Genomic DNA, 16502 nt, shown 5'->3' on the forward strand with positions numbered 1-16502 from the left:
AAAACCACATCATTTAGAATCATTATAATTTATGAGAATGGAGGCGCGCAAGAGGGAATTGGATTGTCAGCTGACCGTTGACAAAACCTCACATCCCCCTATTTCCCCTTGCTGGGGGTGATCTTCAGAGTATTGATGATGTTGGTGAGCTTGTGGGTGTCTTCCTTCCAGTAGCCGTCATCTGCCTTGTTCCACACCACAGTCAGAGTATGGACCCGGTCCAGGTTGAACAGAGTCCACCGTTCCGCGTGGAAGGTCATCAGGTGCTGTCCCTTTTGGAGCACTTCCATGTCATAGCTGGTATGGAGGCTTTCCACTCCGTTCACGATATTGCTGGCCATGGGCTGCCAGTTGGTGAATTTCAGGGAATAGCCTTCCGGCAGCATCTTGGTGTAGATCCCCTGGATGCTTTTTTGGGTAATGTCCCCGAATTCTTTGATCTGGTCCCCTTTCAGGCCGATGTTCTGGCCATATCGGGGCATTTTTTCCGGGCTGGCCACGGTCTTGAATTCCACCCACACCAGGTGTTCATCGGTATTCCAGGGCACCGGATCCAGTTTCCCGCTCTGGACGATGACGGACCCGGGGCTCTTCACCACTTCCTGGTCCGCTTCCAGCCATTTTTTCAGGAGCGGATCCAGGTCTGGAGCCTTCAGCAGTCCATCCCGGGTTTCCTGGCTCTGGAGGATCATTTCCGGAGGCACCGCAAAGGATCCCTGATCCCCGGCCTGGATTTCTACCCAGCCCGGATAGGAAGCCACATGGACCTGTTCTGTTTTATTGGTCTCTTTGCCGCACCCGGCCCCCAGGAAAAGGGCCAGCAGGCAGCCAAGGAGCATGATTTTCTTCAACATACGATTTCCCGCCTTTCTGATACGGGAATATTATAGCATAAAAAAAAAGGGGAGTGCTGCACAGAACGTGCAGCACTCCCTTTAACTCAGTCCCCCACTGCCACCGCTGCTTTTTTGGCGGCTTTTCTGGCTTCGTACCGGTCCATATTCCGGGCGAAGAGGCCGGCCAGGAAGGAACCGGTGATCTGATGGACGGCGGCGCCTACAGCAGCCGGGATGGCCACGGCAGGAGCGAAGTACACGGCGCAGATGGACAGGGCCAGGGCGTCATTCTGCATCCCCACTTCCAGGGTCACGGAATGCTGCTGGGGTTTGCCCATACCCAGTTTCCCGGTGATAAAATATCCCATGCCGAAGCCCACCAGGTTATGGAGCAGCACCAGCACCACCACAAAGGCACCCAGGGCCACGATCTTGGCTCCGTTCACAGCCACCACGCCGCCCAGGATGGACAGCACCGCAAAAGCGGACAGCAGCACCAGCACTTTCTGGATCTGGGCCAGGAACTTTTCCCCTACGGCTTTGTGGACCAGGAGCCCCAGCACCAGAGGCACCAGGATCACTTTCATCACCGTGAGAGCCATGGAAACAAAGGAAACATTCACATATTCACCGGCCAGGGCCCATACCAGGAAGGGCATCATCACAGGAGCCAGCAGAGTGGAAACAGTGGTGACGGATACGGCCAGAGGCACATCCCCTTTGGCCAGGAAGCTCATTACATTGGAAGCGGTGCCGCTGGGGCAGGAACCCAGGAGCACCATGCCCACCGCCAGATCCGGGCTCAGATGGAACACCTTGGTGAGAGCAAAGGCCACCAGAGGCATGATGGTGTAGTGGCACACCGTACCGGCCAGGACTTCCTTGGGCCGCTGGAGCACCAGTTTGAAATCGGACAGATGGAGGGTCATGCCCATGCCGAACATCACCACACCCAGGAGCCATACAGTGTAATGGACGGACCAGGAAAAGGCCCCCGGAACAAAATAGCCGCCCACGATGGTAGCCAGCACCAGCCAGGTGAGATTTTTCCCTACAAAGCCACTTACTTTTGTCAACAGATTCATGTTTTACCCCTCCAAAAAATGTTTTCTGCAAAAATCAAACGGCTGATGGCTTCCCTGGGAGAAAAAGAAAAGCGCTTTGTCTCCTGTAAGAGACAAAGCGCTGTGCTCTGCGGTACCACTCTTGTTGTCGCTGCTGCGACCTCTTTACTAGCATCTCCGGATTTCCCTTCCAATGCCGGACAGGATAACGGCTGTCAGCCGGCCCCACTTACTTGGAATCTTTCAGCGGGCAGCTCCTGGGTGATTTTCCTTCTCCTCTCAGCATCCTGCCTCGCACCAAGCGGCAGGTTCTCTGGAATGTGAGACTGGACAAGTACTTTTCCCATTCAACACTGTCTGATGTTTTGTTATGGGTTTTATTATACGCTTTTGAGAAAATTTGTCAACAAGTTTTTTTCAAGTCCTCAATACGCGGACATCCATACGTCCATCAGAAGGGTCCCAGATGGGTAGCGGAAGCGTACCACATCACCACGAAGGCAAAGATCCATTCCAGCCCCAAAAGAGGGAAGGCAAACTTCCACCAGCGCCGGAGAGGCACACCGGCTACGGTGAGCACGGTCATGGTGGTGCCGCTGGCCGGGGTGATCATGTTGGTGAAGGCGTCCCCCATCTGGAAGGCCAGGACGGCGGTCTGCCGGGTGAGTCCCACCAAGTCCGCCAGCGGGGCCATAATGGGCATGGTGATGGCTGCCTGGCCGGAGCCGGAAGGCACCACCAGGTTGAACACATCCTGGACGATGAACATGCCGAAGCCCAGCAGAGAATGAGGGAATACATTCAGCCCGGCCGCCAGGTAGTAGATAATGGTATCCAGGATCTTGCTGTCCCCCATGAGCAGGGTCACCCCTTTGCACAGGGAAACCATCATGCAGGGCATGGCCATGTTCTTCACTCCGCCGATGAAGGCGTTGGCAAAGTCGTTGACGCTGAGCCGTCCCACAATGCCGGCGAACACCGCCATCATCAGGAACAGGGCGGCCAGTTCATCCATGTAGAAGCCGTATTTGATGACCCCCACCAGGATGGCGGCCACGGTGACCACAAAGCCGCCCATGATGATCTTCTGACGGCCGGTCATGAGCACATTATCCCCTTCATAGGCACTCAGGTCCATCTGGGGACGGTAGATCTGGTCATAATCGTACATGTAGCTGCTTTCCGGATTCTTCTTGATCTTCCGGGCATACCACATGGTATACACCACATTGATCACAATCAGCACCACCAGCATGGCCACCCGGACCTGGATGCCAGAGAACATGGGCAGGCCGGAAATGCTCTGGGCCACCCCTACGGTAAAGGCGTTGGTCACCCCGGCTCCGTAGCCCCCGCTTACAGCGGCCAGAGGCATGGCCACCGCCACAATGGAGTCGAACCCCAGGGCATAGCATACGGCCATGATCAGGGGCACAAAGGCGATGTATTCCTCGCTGCAGCCGGCAAAGGTGCTGAGACAGGTCATAATGGTGAGCAGCACCGGGATCAGCAGCATTTCCCGACCCTTCACCTTGGTGACCACATGGCCCAGAGCCCCGTTGATGGCCCCGGTGGCCGCCATTACGTTCAAAGCTCCCCCGATGATCATCAGGAAACCTACAATACCGCTGGCCCCTTTGACGCCCCGGGGCACCGCCTTGAACACGTCGAAGAAGCCGGCAGGATGCTTGGCGATGAAATGGAAGGTGTTGGGATCCACCACCATACGGCCGCTGGCCGCATCCTTCACCCGGTCAAAGATCCCGGCCGGGATCAGATAGGTGGCAATGGCGGTAAGGATCAGGATAAAGAAGATGATAATGATCGGGCTGGGTACCGATACTTTTTTGTTCACCGGTTTCTGGACGGTGTCCTGTTTGTTTTCTGTCATAACAACTCCCCTTTACAGCAGTTACAGACGGCAGATGGCTGCGGTCAGCAGCATGGTCCGTTCAAACATGGTTTCAACGATGGCATATTCCTGGAGAGTATGGGCTCCATCCCCCTGGACCCCCACGGAATCCAGGATGGGGATCCCCGCCTGGGCCATGAAGGAGGCATCGGAACAGCCCCCGGGATGAGCCGCACCGAAAGCCGGGATCCCGAATTCCGCAGCCGCCTGGTTCACCAGGGCCAGCAGGTGGTCATTGCCTTCGGTCCGTTCAAAGACGGGCATGAAGGCCGGGAATTCCACTTCTGTCCGGGTGCCGGCCACATGGGTCTCGGCGCAGATGGCCCGGATGGCTTCCTGGAGCTTGTCCTTGTCCTCATTGTAATCGTACCGGCAGTCCACTTCGATCCGGCAGGTATCCGGCACCGCATTGGAGGCCGTGCCCCCGGAAATGATGTCCGTGCTGACGATCCGGCCTTTGTCCAGGTCCGTAAGAGCCCGGAGGGCCACGATTTTGTGGGCCATTTCTTCAATGGCGTTGGCGGATTTGGTGTAGGCATTGCCCACATGGCCGGCCTTCCCGTGGACGGTGATCCACACATCCATGCAGCCTTTTCGGCCTACGGTGAGGCAGTTGTCCATCCGGCCGGTTTCCAAGTTGAAGGCGCACAGGCAGCCCTTGGCTTCTTCCGCCAGCAGCTGGTCCGCCCGGGACCCCTGGTGGGTGATTTCCTCATCGGGGACGAAAAGCAGTTTGATGGGATGCCGGTCATAGCCGATTTTTTCCAGCACTTTGGCCAGGTAGACCGCCATGACAATCCCCCCCTTCATGTCGCAGACCCCGGGGCCATAGGCCTTTCCTTCCTTGATGGTGAAGGGATTTTCCGGGTAGCTGCCGTTGGGGAACACCGTATCCAGGTGTCCGCTCAGGAGGATGGGCTGGCCGGCCCTTTCCTTCCCGGACCAGGCCCGGATCAGGGGGACCGCCCCGGTTTCCACCAGTTCGCTTTCCATTCCCAGCTTCTGGAGATAGGCAGACACCTTTTCCATCAGGGTCTCCATCCGTTCTTTTTCCTTGCTGCCGGCCTGGAAGTTGATCAGATCCTTCCAAAAATCCAGCATGTCCTGCCGGAAGCTTTCCACCGCTTCCTGGATTTGTTTGTTTTGCTGCTCCATGGGTTTCTCCTTTGTACAATACAGCAACTTATCATCGATATTTTATACAGATATAGTGTATATTAATTTTTATTTTATCGAAAATCTTCGGAGTTGGCAATAGAAAAAAGGGGGTGTGAATTCTTTCACACCCCCTTTTTCACATAAAAAACAGCGCCATTGCCGTGGTTATGATCCCGCACACACACAGGGATATGGAACTCATGGCACCCTGGATCTTGCCGATTTCCAGGGCCTTGCTGGTGCCTACAGCGTGGCTGCAGGCACCGATGGCCACCCCTTCCGCCACCGGATCCGTAATATGGAACAGTTTGCTCAGGAAGGGAGCCAATACCGCCCCTTCGATGCCGGTGATCACCACCGCTCCTGCGGTGATGCCCGGGATGCCCCCGCCGTTTTCCGAAATCCCCAGGGCAATGGCCGTGGTGACGCTTTTGGGCAGCATGGAGGCGGAAAAGACGGAATTGGTACCGAACAGATGGCACAGGGCCAGAGCCGCAATGATGCTCCCCAGGCTGCCGATGGTGCAGCCCACCAGGATGGGCAGGAAGTTCTCCTGGAGTACCTTCCGCTGCTGATAAATATTCAGGGCCAGCACCGCCGTGGCCGGTCCCAGGAGCATGGTGATCACCGACCCGCCCATATTGAAATGCTTCAGGGGCACCCCGGTGACCGTCAGGATCACCACGATCATCAGGGCTGACGTGAGCACCGGGTTGCACAGGAGCCAGCCGGTCTTTTTCTGGAGTTTCACCCCCAGGACCCAGCAAATGAAGATCAGGGTCAGGCCGAAAAACGGGGTACGGGTAAATGCATCAGGCATGGGAGGCTCCTTTCTTTCTCCACAGTTTCAAACAAATCTGGACACTCCAGCCGGTAATGAAATACACCAGAGGCGTGGTCACCAGGGTGATCACCAGGAAGGGGATCAGATAGTTTTTCAGGGTTTCCACATATTCCAGGGTCCCCACCACCGCCGGGACGAAAAAAATACCCATATTCCGGATGAAGAACCCGCCGGCATCTTTAATCTGCTCCGGTTTCAGGATTTTCCGGTACAGCAGAAAAGTCAGCACCAGCAGACTGATCACACTGTAGGGTACCGTAAAGGGCAGCAGCTCCGCGATGCCGATGCCGATCAGACAGACGCCGAAAATCAGCGCCAATTCCATGACAATATTCATGACTCCCCCCAACTACACTGCAAATACAAGACGTTCCGCAACACACAATATTAATAGTATATAGTATCAACGGCCGGAAGGGAAGATGTTTACTGTAAAATCTGACTTATTTTTACTTAATTAGCTGACAATTCTTCTGTACGAATTCAAATTTTATCGAACATACGTCATTGAGTTTTACATTGCCGTTCAATATTTTTAGAACGCTATGAAGAATTTATGCTTGATTGTTCGAGAAAAAGGTTTATAATGGGACCATAAATTGATTTCCAAGGAGGAAACAGGCAATGAGTGAGCAAAAACTCGAACGTTTGGAAAGTGATTCTATCGGCAAGAAGTACGTCCCCCGGGACGCCTATTATGGGGTGCAGTCTCTCCGTGCCCATAAGAACTTCCACATCACCGGTCAGTCCACTCATCCCGTCATGATCCGCAGCCTGGCGTACATCAAAAAAGCCTGCGCCCTGGCCAACCGGCAGGCAGGCACCCTGACTCCCAAAACCGCAGATGCCATTGTGGCCGCCTGCGATCAGCTCCTGGAAGGGAAATACCAGGACCAGTTCATCCAGGATCCCATCCAGGGCGGCGCCGGCACCTCCCTGAACATGAATGCCAATGAAGTAATCGCCAACATCGCCATCGAGATTTTAGGCGGGGAAAAGGGAGATTACACCCTGGTCCATCCCAACGATGATGTGAACCGGGGCCAGTCCACCAATGACGTGATCCCCACCGCCGGGAAACTGACCGCCCTTTTCCTGCTGGAAGACCTGTACAAAAGCCTGAAAGCCCTGAAAGAGGCCTTTGCCCAAAAAGGAGTGGAATTCGACCCGATCCTGAAAATGGGCCGGACCCAGCTCCAGGACGCAGTGCCCATCCGCCTGGGCCAGGAATTCAAAGCCTATGCCACCGCCCTGGACAGAGGGCTCAGACGGATCCAGTCGGCAGCCAGAGAAATGACCGAAATCAATATGGGCGGTACCGCCATCGGTACCGGAGTCAATGCAGCCCCTGCCTACTCCCGCCATATTGCCGAAGATCTTTCCCGGCTGACCGGCTTTTCTTTTACCCAGGCCGCGGACCTGATCGATGCCACCCAGAACATCGACAGTTTCGCCGCCGTATCCGGCAGCCTGAAGGACTGTGCCATCGCCCTGTCCAAGATTTCCAATGACCTGCGGCTCATGTCTTCCGGTCCCCGGACCGGCCTGGAAGAGATCAACCTGCCTGCCAAGCAGAACGGATCTTCCATTATGCCCGGGAAAGTGAACCCGGTGATCCCGGAAGTGGTGAGCCAGGTGGCCTTCCGGGTGGTGGGCAACGACACTTGCATCGCCATGGCCGTGGAGGCGGGACAGCTGGAACTGAACGCCTTTGAACCGGTGATCTTCTATTCCCTGTTCCAGAGCATCGACATGCTCCGGGAAGCGGCGGACACCTTGCGGATCAACTGTGTGGAAGGGATCACCGCCAACCGGGAACACTGCCAGCACCTGCTGAAAATGAGCGCCGGCATCGTAACGGCCCTGAGCCCCTACATCGGCTACGTAAAAGCCGCCAAGCTGGCCAAGGAATCCCTGGCCAAGAACATCCCGGTGGTGGAACTGGCCCGGAGCCGCCATTACCTCAGCGACACCCAGCTGGACAGAGTCCTGGATCCCTATAAGATGACCACGCCGGTGGCGAAATAAAAAAGCTGCCTTGCGGCAGCTTTTTTTATCATATGGTGCGATTGGCGCGAGTCGAACGCGCGACCCTCTGCTTAGGAGGCAGATGCTCTATCCAACTGAGCTACAACCGCATAACATGATTATTATAACAACTGCCGTCCCCGGAAGCAAGGTATACCCCTGCTTTTGTCAGGAAATGTAGACATTTTTCCTGATTCTCCCTTATAATATAAATTAACAGTTTATTCCGTCCTTTTATCCCAGGGGCGGTCCTCTGTATCCCTGAAAGGAGGAATTCCCATGACAGCCATCGAACAGGAACTGCTCCAGCTGGCCCGCACCATCCTCCATGCCTATTTTGAAAAAACGGATCCGGATCCTCTGCTGGCCCATCTGGCTCCTGATGTGATCTGGCTGGGGGCCGGGCAGGAAATGGAGGTGGAAGGCCGGGACAGGGTTGCCGCCATTTTCCGGAAGGGCCAGGATCAGCTGATTCCCTGCCGGCAGAGCCAGGAACGGTCCCTGGTGCGTCCTCTGGCAGAGGGACTGTGGCTGGTCCAGGTGTCTTCCCTGGTGGAAACGGATCCCTCCTACAAAATGTATCTCCAGGGCTACCAGCGCTGTGCCTTCTGTTTCCGGAAAAACGCCGCCGGCCGCTGGGAAATCACCTATCTGAACCATTCCATGGCCTATGAGGCCGTCCGGGAAAACGAGCTGTTTGCCATCAGCCAGGGAATCCGGAACTTCCGGAAGCTGAAGACGGCGGATCCGGACCTGTTCACCCCCCACGACAAGGAACTGATGTACCAGCTGATCCGGAAACTGTTCCATCCCCTTTCCCGGGAAGAACAGCAGGTCTGCCTGATTCTTTCCCTGTTCCCCCGTTTTTCCCGGGCCCAGGCGGAATTCCTCTGCCCCCACCCGGACACCCTAGCCCGGCTGGAAGAACACTGGAAGCGCAGCCCCTTCCTGACCTACGAGCCTTTCCAGGGGACCTTTGCCTTCCATCCGGTGTTCCAGGAATATCTCCAGAGCCAGTTCCAGTGTGAAGCCTGGAACTGGCAGAAGAAAGCCTGTCTCCAGGCCGCCCGGTGGCAGCTCCGCAGCCGAGATTTTGCCCAGGCCCTTGCCCTGGCTCTCAGGGGAAAAGCCTGGCCCCAGGCCCTCCAGGCCGTAGAACAGGCGGGCCTTGCCATTTTATACCAGCAGCCTCCCTCCCTGCTGATCCAGCTGCTCCGGAAATGCCCTCAGGAGGAAAAAGCCCGGCATTTTGCTGGCTGCGGCCTGATCCTCCTGGCCCTGAACCTGCTCCAGTCCCCTCAGACCGCCCGGGAAGAACGGGAAATCCTGCTGGCCTCCCTGCCCGATGCCTGGACCTGTACCCCGGAAGACCAAGCCCGGATCCTTTTCCTTACGGCCCTGGACAGCCTGCCGGACCTGGGCGCCATGGAGCCGGCCTTCCGGCAGTTCTTCACCTATTGCCGGGAGCACCGTATCCGGCTGCCCCGGGATTATTTCCAAGGCATCCACCGGGGTGTCTCAGGTCAACTGGTGCTGTACTACCGCCGGGCCGGCAGCCTGGCCCGGAACACCCGCCAGCTCCAGGCCCTCTATGACGGCTGCGGAGAAGCCCTCCAGGGCGTCAGCGGTCCCCTGTGGCGTTCCACAGTGGCGGCGGAGCTGGCCTATCTCCAGGGGGAACTGTCCACGGCCGAAGAAGTGCTCCAGGCTTTTCTGGATGCTCCCTGCCGGACCCTGGATGAACAGCAGCGGGCCATCATCGCTCTGTTCCTGATGCCCCGGATCGCCCTGATCCGGCAGGACCAGGAACAGTTCCTAGGCTGGAAAAAGCATTACCAGAAGCTGTCTCAGCTGATTACAGACCCCCTGACCCGGACGGACCTGGATCTGGTGGGGATTTTCGTCCAGAGCCTTTTGGAACAGCCTTCTCCCAGCCTGGCAAAACATCTGGAACGGATGAACAGCCTGCCGGATTATCCTTCCCTCCAGGGGATGCGCCAGTCCACCCGGCACCGTCTCCAGCTGACCATGGGCAGATACCAGCTGCTGCTCCTTTCCACCCGTCCCCAGGATGCCGTCCCAGCTCCCACTTCTTCCCAAATGTGCCGGTGCTACGATGCCATTGTCCAGATTGCGGCCCTGGAGCATACGGGCCTTGGGGAAGAAGCGGCCGCCCTGCTCCGGTCCACCCTGGCTGAAGCCCTGAAAGACAGACTGTACCTGCCTTTTGTTGAGCACCAGTCCCTGCTGGGTCCCCTGCTGGTGAAAGCCGCCCGGCAGCCGGAATTTGCCGCATTCCTGCAGGCGGTCCTGTCCTATTCCCTCACTCCGGCCAAAGGCCGCCCGTTGAAGGAGGCATCCTTCACTGCCCGGGAAAAGCTGGTGATCCGGCGGGTGAAAGAAGGCCGGACCAACAAAGAAATCGCCCAAGAACTGAACGTGGCGGAAATCACCGTAAAAAAACAACTGAGCCTGCTCTATCAGCGTTTCCAGGTAAAGAACAGGACCCAGCTGCTCCATGCGGTGGAGAAAATGTGAAAAAAGGAGATGTCACACAGGACGCATGACATCTCCTTTTTTTAAAACTTGTACGATACCCCCACATTCACTTCATGGGTCTTGGCATCGATGTCTCCTTTGAAATCTTTGTACTTGCTGTCGTTGTAGGAGACGTTGGCTTCCCAGTTGTCGGTGAAGGCATAGCCCACGCCCAGTTCATATTGGGTGATGTTGTTGCCGGTGCCGAACTTGGCCCAGCCGGTGGTCTTGTCCGTAATGGGCAGCCGGCCTATGGCCCCCACCTGATAGCCGCTGTTGTTGTCATGGTAGCCATGCTGTTTCAGCCGGTTCCGCACATAGCCCCCGTACCCGTACAGATAGGGATTGAACTGATAGATCAGGCTTACCTGATGGGACTGGGCCGAAGCATCATGGTCCCCTTCATGGGCTGCATACCGGTAATCCAGACCCAGGTTGTCGGCGATCCCGATGGTACCCCCCACCCGGTACCGGGAATCACCTCCAAAGTCTTTGGTCTCTCCATGCTGTTTCCATTTGAGAGTATTGCCCACCGTGACGTTGGCATCGACTTTTGCAGCGCCAGGAGCAATCTTGGCCAGGGGAGAAGCACAGGCCACGGTCAAAGGCAGCAGGCTCAGCACTGCAGTGGCCATCATCATTTTTTTCATGGGAAATCCCTCCTTCAATGGATTCAATCATTCATCATTCTTTCATTATACACTTTTTCATCAATTTTCGCAAAATTTCACTGTTTTCCCCCGGAGAGCTTCACGGCCGCTGCGGCTGCAGCCAGGGCCGCCAGGGTGGGCAGCAGCCAGCTCATCCCCAGGGAAAACAGGGGAAGCTGATGGTAGCAGCCCAGCAAAGCCTGGACCGGCGCCGTCCCCTGGAGCCCTTTGGGCAGCACGCTGAGGGCATCCCCAAAAGCCGCCACACCGGCCAGCACCATGGGCCACCGGTACAGCCGCCGGTCCTTCCCCAAAAGAGCGGAGGCAAAGGAGGACAGGATCAGGGTAATGGCCATGGGATACAGGAACATGAGGATGGGCACAGCCAGCACAATGATCTGGGTGAGCCCCACATTCCCGATCAGGAAGGAAATCCCTGCAAAGACCACACAGTAAGCCTTGTAGCCCAGTGTCCCGGGGAACAGTTCCTGGAAGGTGTTGGCGCAGGCAGTGATCAGGCCGATGGCGGTCTTCAGGCAGGCGAAGGTCACAATGGCCGCCAGCAGCATGCCTCCTACCGGTCCAAAATAGCCATGGGCGATCTGGGCCAGAGCAATGCCCCCGTTGGCGGATACCGCCAGCTGTCCCAGGCTGGAGGTGCCCAGCCAGGTGATCAGAGTATAGATCAGGGACATAAGGAACACCACAATGCCCCCTACCTTCAGCAGATCCACAGAAATGGTGGCCACATCCCGGACGCCCAGATTCTTCAGGGTATCGATCACCACCACGGAAAAGGCCAGCATGGCCAGTACGTCCATGGTATTGTACCCTTCCTTGAACCCGGTAAGGAAAGCATGGTCCACATAGTCTCCCTGGGGAAGGCTTCCGGCAATGGACCCCATGGGATGGACCAGGGCCACTGCCACCAGGATGGCCAGGAAAGCCAGGAACACCGGGTTCAGGAATTTCCCGATGTACACCACCAGTTTGGATGGCTTCAGGGAAAACAGCAGGGCCACTCCCATGAACAGAAAGGTAAACCCGGCCAGGATCAGGGTCTGGTTCTCTCCTACAAAGGGCACGATCCCGATCTGGTAGGACACGGTGGCAGTCCGGGGCAGGGCAAAGGCCGGCCCGATGGTCAGATACAGCAGTACTGTAAAGACCCGGGCAAAGACAGGGTGCACGTTTCCGGCCAGTTCTTCCAGGCTGCCGCTGCCGGAAAGGCCGAAGGCAATGAGCGCCAGGAAGGGCATCAGCACCCCGGTGGCAATGAAGCCGATGTTGGCGCTCCAGAAATGGGCACCGGCCAATTGGCCCATGTGCACCGGGAAGATCAGGTTCCCGGCTCCGAACAGCATCCCGAACAGCATGGAGCCCACAAAAAGATATTCAGCAGAAGTCAGTTTGTGATTGTTCATGGTGCCTCCTTATTTGGCGGTCAGGCCGCCATCCACGGAAATGATGGCGCCGGTCATGAAGCCGTTCATAGGGGACAGCACCGCACAGATCATATGGGCCGCTTCCTCCGGTTTTCCGATCCGTCCCATGGGATATACAGAAGCCATGGATTCCCGGGAATAGCCCCCTTCCGCCAGCTGTTTTTCCACCAGAGGGGTATCCACATCCCCCGGACACAGGCAGTTCACCCGGATCCAGGGGGCCAGATCCAGGGCCAGGGACCGGGTAAAGGCCACCACAGCTCCCTTGGAAGCGGCATAGAGACAGCAGCCGTAATTTCCTTCCAGGGCTGCATCAGAAGCAATGTTCACAATGGACGGACCGTCCTGGACAAAAAGGTCCAGCAGGGCCTGGGTGAGGAAAATGGTCCCCTTCACATTCACATCCATCAGCTGCTGATAATCCTCTTCTGTTACGTCCTGGAAAGGCTTTTCCTGGTAGATCCCGGCGCTGTTCACCAGAAAATCCAGTTCCTGGTGCTGTGCCTGGAGTTCCCCGGCGATTTTCCGGCAGCCTTCCACGGTGCTTACATCTCCCTGGAGATACAGGGCTTCTCCCGGCAGCCCTGTGAGGCTCTCCACTGCCTTTTGGCCCCGTTCCGGATCCCGGCCCACCAGCCACACTGTGGCTCCGTCCTGGACCAGCAGCCGGGCTGCTGCCAGGCCGATGCCGGACGTGCCACCGCTGATGACCCCTTTTTTCTTCTCCATTCCGTATCCGATCATATCCACGACTCCCTTCCTGCAATTTGTTCCCCAAACAGAAAAAAAGGAGATACCGTTTCCACGATATCCCCTCTTTGTTGCGCTTGTTGTTCTTGCAGATATCTATATCTTACAGTTTCACAACGTTGGCAGCCTGTTCACCACGGTTGCCTTCGACAACGTCGAATTCTACAGCCTGGCCTTCTTCCAGAGTTTTGAAGCCTTCACCCTGGATTGCGGAGAAATGAACGAATACATCGCCGCCATCTTCCCGTTCAATGAAACCATAACCCTTTTCAGCATTAAACCATTTAACTTTGCCAGTCATCTTTACTTGGCCTCCTAAAAATTATTGCGAAAAACGATCCAACTATATGTGATACCTGCGTGAGTTCAACATTCAGTAAGTCCGTTGTTTCTGTGTTCCATTCTAGCATAACCCCTGGACTTTTACAAGCAAAAGAATTGCGAGAGTACAGACGACTCAGGGTATTTTCAAAGATTTTCGAGGAAATTGACGGACCAGCTCTTCTTTTTGTTTTTTTGCCAGTTGTTTCAGTGCATATTCCCGCTGAAGGGCCGTCCTTTTGTCCGGCAGTTCCTCAAAATAGGCCAGGTCCACCGCCTTGAAGGCCCGGGTGTATTTGGCCCCGGACCCGCGGCGGTGCATGGCCAGCCGGTGGACCAGGTCGTTTGTCCAGCCGGTATACAGGGCGCCGTTGGCACAGCGCACCATATAGACGTAGGCAGTCATTCTGTTACGATTTCCACCTTTTCCATCACCACGTCCTTCAGGGGACGGTCGGCGAAATCCGTGGGGGTGGAGCCGATTTTATGGACCACATCCATCCCTTGGGTGATTTTCCCGAAGACCGCATGATGGCCGTCCAGCCAGGGGGTGGCATCCAGGGTGATGAAGAACTGGCTGCCTCCGGTGTTGGGGCCGGCATTGGCCATGGACAGGATCCCTTCCCCGCTGTGGGCCAGGCCGGGACCGAATTCGTCGTCGATGGTGTAGCCCGGGCCGCCCATGCCGGTGCCGGTGGGATCCCCGCCCTGGATCATGAAGCCGTCGATGACCCGGTGGAAAATGACCCCGTCATAGAATCCCTTCTCCACCAGCTCCCGGAAGTTCCCGGCGGTTTTGGGAGCCTTGTCCTCAAACAGCTCCGCAGTAAAATCTCCCAGATTCGTATGGAAATGCACTTTTTTGTTCATGTTGTTCACCTCGTTGTTGTGGGGCTGCCTTCAGCAGCCCCTGGAAATCGTTTCTGTAGGGGCGGCAGGCCCGCCCGGCCCCCCGCCAAATCACCGTTTGTCCGCAGGGTTTGCGGGCCGCCCGGCGTGCGGCCCCTACGGTTCAGGGTTCAAAATCAATTGGCAAAATTGATTTCCAACGGCCGTTGACCGTTGACAGCTGACAGGAGGTGCACCGCACCTCCCTAAAACTCCCTGATCACCAGATCCGACAGATCCAGATCCACCCGTCCTTTGCCCGGGACGGAGGCCAGGGCCACCAGACGTCCCTGGGTGGTGATGTAGAAATCATCCTTCTGGAGCCGGGCTCCTTCGCCCAGTCCGGCCAGCCGTTCCTGGAGCTCTTCCTGCCGGTTGGCTCCCAGGAAATAGTCCAGGGTCAGCCGGCTGCCGGTGGCCAGGTCGAATACCAGGGCATAGTGGAGGTCCGTGATCCGGGCCACCAGCAGGGTGGGATCAGCTCCTCCCTGGAGGGAGGATACATAAGCGTAGTTCTTCAGCCGGGTCCAGCTGGCCAGGCTGTTCACTTCCGACACCGGATAGCTCCGGTACAGGATATGGGTCCCCTGGAACACCAGGCTCAGGATCTGCCGCCGGTTGTAGGTGACCTGGCACTGGAGCTCGCTTTCCACCGGGCCGGTAATGTGCCGGTACACGGACAGGTAGTTCCCCAGTTCCTGGTTGATCCGGTCCTGGACCTGAGGAGCCACACCGCCGGTCACCTGGGGAAAGGTGGTCTCATACCCATCGTTGGTGATCTTCAGGGGATTCCGTTTGTCCCGGGGCCCGGCCCCTTCTTTGGCCGGCACCGCATACCAGCCGGTGACCCCGTCCCGGGTGGCCACCTTGGCCCATTCCAGTCCGTTGATCTCCCGTTTCCCGAAGATCATCCCCTGGGCTCCCTCCGGGGCCGGCCGGAGGATGGTTTCCGGCTTTTCTTCCGGCAGGCTGCGCAGGTAACCTCCGCTGAATATGACCCGTTCCATTTTGTGTTCCCGGTTGACGAATTCCACCCTTGCTCCCTGTTCCCCCTCCCCGGGAGCCAGGGCCTTGGTTTCCGAAGCCGCTTCCGTTTCTCCGGCGGTCTGGCTGCTTTCCGCCGTCTGGGACCGGCTGCACCCGCCGGCCAGGCAGCCCAAAAATGCCAGAACCGTCAGGACCAGCAGGAAATGCCGGATCCTGCCACCAGTCATACCGGGTTCTCCCGGAGCCAGGAAGCCGCAGACAGCAGAGCTTTCTGGCCTTCTCCCGCCGCTTTGTTGATCTGCCAGGGATAGCCCACCGCATCTCCGGCGGCAAAAACTCCCTCCACACTGGTGGCCAGGTTGTCATCCACCCGGATGAAGGGACCATCCAGCCGGAGTCCCGGCAGGAGCCGGTCCAGAGGATCCGTTTCCCGGAGCAGGAACAACCCCTCCAGTTTTTCCGTGCCGGCAGTGGTTTCCAGGGCTTCCACCCGTTCCTCTCCCAGCACCTTCCGGGGTTTGCCTTCCATGATCTGCACATTGGCAGGCCGTTTTTCCGGCAGGGGGAAGTCCGCCCACAGCTTCACTTCCCCAGCCACCCCCGCCAGGAATTCCACTTCTTCCCAGGCAGAGGGCAGATTGGTCACCACCCCGATGGTCTTTCCCCGGTACAGGTACCCGTCGCAGGTGGCACAGTAGGTGACCCCCTTCCCCACAAGGGCCGTTTCTCCCTCCAGGGGCTTTCCGTGGGAGGCTCCCGGGCACAGCAGGATGCTCCGGGCCTCGTACACTTCTCCCGGGGTGGCCAGATAGAAGTGCTTTTCCCGGGGCAGGATGCTCAGCACCTTGTGGGGGACCACCGTGGTCCCGGCGGCCTTCATGTGGGCGGTAAAGGCGTCCATCAGTTCCGCTCCCGACCGGTCCGGCATCCCCAGGTAGTTTTTCACCAGGGCGCTTTTCCGCAGGGCCAGGCCGAAATCCCCGGTATCCAACAGCAGGGCGGACAGGGACCGGTTGGCGGCGGTCACCGCCGCACTGCAGCCTGCAGGGCCGCCCCCTACAATGGCAATGTCATACAGCAT

Annotated in this window: 16 protein-coding genes, 1 tRNA gene and 1 other annotated feature; of the genes, 2 read left to right on the plus strand and 15 right to left on the minus strand. The window is 57.3% G+C overall.

What is annotated here, in order from left to right; translation table 11 throughout:
- Positions 1-98 precede the first annotated feature (98 nt).
- The 6 genes from ACZOF8_RS02880 to ACZOF8_RS02905 all read right to left on the minus strand — a co-directional run bounded on the left by ACZOF8_RS02880 (position 99) and on the right by ACZOF8_RS02905 (position 6151).
- Positions 99-854, minus strand: coding sequence for a hypothetical protein (locus ACZOF8_RS02880; RefSeq protein ID WP_154487569.1), 756 nt, complete (start codon positions 852-854; stop codon positions 99-101).
- 86 nt (positions 855-940) lie between these two features.
- Positions 941-1921, minus strand: coding sequence for a bile acid:sodium symporter family protein (locus tag ACZOF8_RS02885; RefSeq protein ID WP_022488007.1), 981 nt, complete (start codon positions 1919-1921; stop codon positions 941-943).
- A gap of 85 nt (positions 1922-2006) precedes the next feature.
- Positions 2007-2260, minus strand: a binding site (T-box leader).
- A 91-nt stretch (positions 2261-2351) separates the two neighbouring features.
- Positions 2352-3791, minus strand: coding sequence for a YfcC family protein (locus ACZOF8_RS02890; RefSeq protein WP_022488006.1), 1440 nt, complete (start codon positions 3789-3791; stop codon positions 2352-2354).
- Positions 3792-3812: 21 nt separating this feature from the next.
- The gene (locus tag ACZOF8_RS02895) at positions 3813-4967 is read right to left on the minus strand and encodes a M20 family metallopeptidase (RefSeq protein WP_154487567.1); all 1155 of its coding nucleotides are present in this window, start codon (positions 4965-4967) and stop codon (positions 3813-3815) included.
- Positions 4968-5106: 139 nt separating this feature from the next.
- Positions 5107-5790, minus strand: a complete 684-nt coding sequence (locus ACZOF8_RS02900; RefSeq protein WP_154487565.1) for an LrgB family protein — start codon at positions 5788-5790, stop codon at positions 5107-5109.
- Positions 5783-6151, minus strand: coding sequence for a CidA/LrgA family protein (locus ACZOF8_RS02905; protein WP_154487563.1), 369 nt, complete (start codon positions 6149-6151; stop codon positions 5783-5785). Before ACZOF8_RS02905 ends, ACZOF8_RS02900 begins: the two co-directional genes overlap by 8 nt.
- A 287-nt stretch (positions 6152-6438) precedes the next feature.
- On the opposite strand from ACZOF8_RS02905, the gene ACZOF8_RS02910 reads away from it, so the two are divergent.
- Positions 6439-7842, plus strand: a complete 1404-nt coding sequence (locus ACZOF8_RS02910; protein WP_154487561.1) for an aspartate ammonia-lyase — start codon at positions 6439-6441, stop codon at positions 7840-7842.
- 33 nt (positions 7843-7875) lie between these two features.
- On the opposite strand, the gene ACZOF8_RS02915 is transcribed toward ACZOF8_RS02910, so the two are convergent.
- Positions 7876-7952, minus strand: a tRNA-Arg gene (locus tag ACZOF8_RS02915).
- A gap of 169 nt (positions 7953-8121) precedes the next feature.
- Here ACZOF8_RS02915 and ACZOF8_RS02920 point away from each other — a divergent pair.
- Entirely contained in the window at positions 8122-10380 is a 2259-nt protein-coding gene (locus ACZOF8_RS02920; protein ID WP_487426538.1) for a LuxR C-terminal-related transcriptional regulator, read from the plus strand.
- Positions 10381-10421: 41 nt separating this feature from the next.
- Here ACZOF8_RS02920 and ACZOF8_RS02925 read toward each other — a convergent pair whose 3' ends face one another.
- The 8 genes from ACZOF8_RS02925 to ACZOF8_RS02960 form a co-directional block, all read right to left on the minus strand.
- The gene (locus ACZOF8_RS02925) at positions 10422-11030 is read right to left on the minus strand and encodes a porin family protein (protein WP_022488000.1); all 609 of its coding nucleotides are present in this window, start codon (positions 11028-11030) and stop codon (positions 10422-10424) included.
- A gap of 77 nt (positions 11031-11107) precedes the next feature.
- The gene (gene brnQ, locus ACZOF8_RS02930) at positions 11108-12454 is read right to left on the minus strand and encodes a branched-chain amino acid transport system II carrier protein (protein ID WP_154487557.1); all 1347 of its coding nucleotides are present in this window, start codon (positions 12452-12454) and stop codon (positions 11108-11110) included.
- A 9-nt stretch (positions 12455-12463) separates the two neighbouring features.
- Positions 12464-13219: an SDR family NAD(P)-dependent oxidoreductase gene (locus ACZOF8_RS02935; RefSeq protein WP_022487998.1), complete on the minus strand. Its 756-nt coding sequence runs from the start codon at positions 13217-13219 to the stop codon at positions 12464-12466.
- A 109-nt stretch (positions 13220-13328) separates the two neighbouring features.
- Positions 13329-13526, minus strand: a complete 198-nt coding sequence (locus ACZOF8_RS02940; protein ID WP_009015310.1) for a cold shock domain-containing protein — start codon at positions 13524-13526, stop codon at positions 13329-13331.
- 156 nt (positions 13527-13682) lie between these two features.
- A complete protein-coding gene (locus ACZOF8_RS02945) occupies positions 13683-13952 on the minus strand; it encodes a GIY-YIG nuclease family protein (protein ID WP_154487555.1) in 270 nt (89 codons plus the stop codon).
- Positions 13949-14416, minus strand: a complete 468-nt coding sequence (locus tag ACZOF8_RS02950; protein WP_022487996.1) for a peptidylprolyl isomerase — start codon at positions 14414-14416, stop codon at positions 13949-13951. Before ACZOF8_RS02950 ends, ACZOF8_RS02945 begins: the two co-directional genes overlap by 4 nt.
- A gap of 224 nt (positions 14417-14640) precedes the next feature.
- Positions 14641-15648 (minus strand): polysaccharide deacetylase family protein, encoded by a 1008-nt coding sequence (locus tag ACZOF8_RS02955; protein WP_487426539.1) that lies wholly within the window; start codon positions 15646-15648, stop codon positions 14641-14643.
- Positions 15645-16502 (minus strand): NAD(P)/FAD-dependent oxidoreductase, encoded by an 858-nt coding sequence (locus ACZOF8_RS02960; RefSeq protein ID WP_022487994.1) that lies wholly within the window; start codon positions 16500-16502, stop codon positions 15645-15647. The genes ACZOF8_RS02955 and ACZOF8_RS02960 overlap by 4 nt, the downstream gene beginning before the upstream one ends.

The organism is Acidaminococcus sp. (assembly GCF_057597765.1).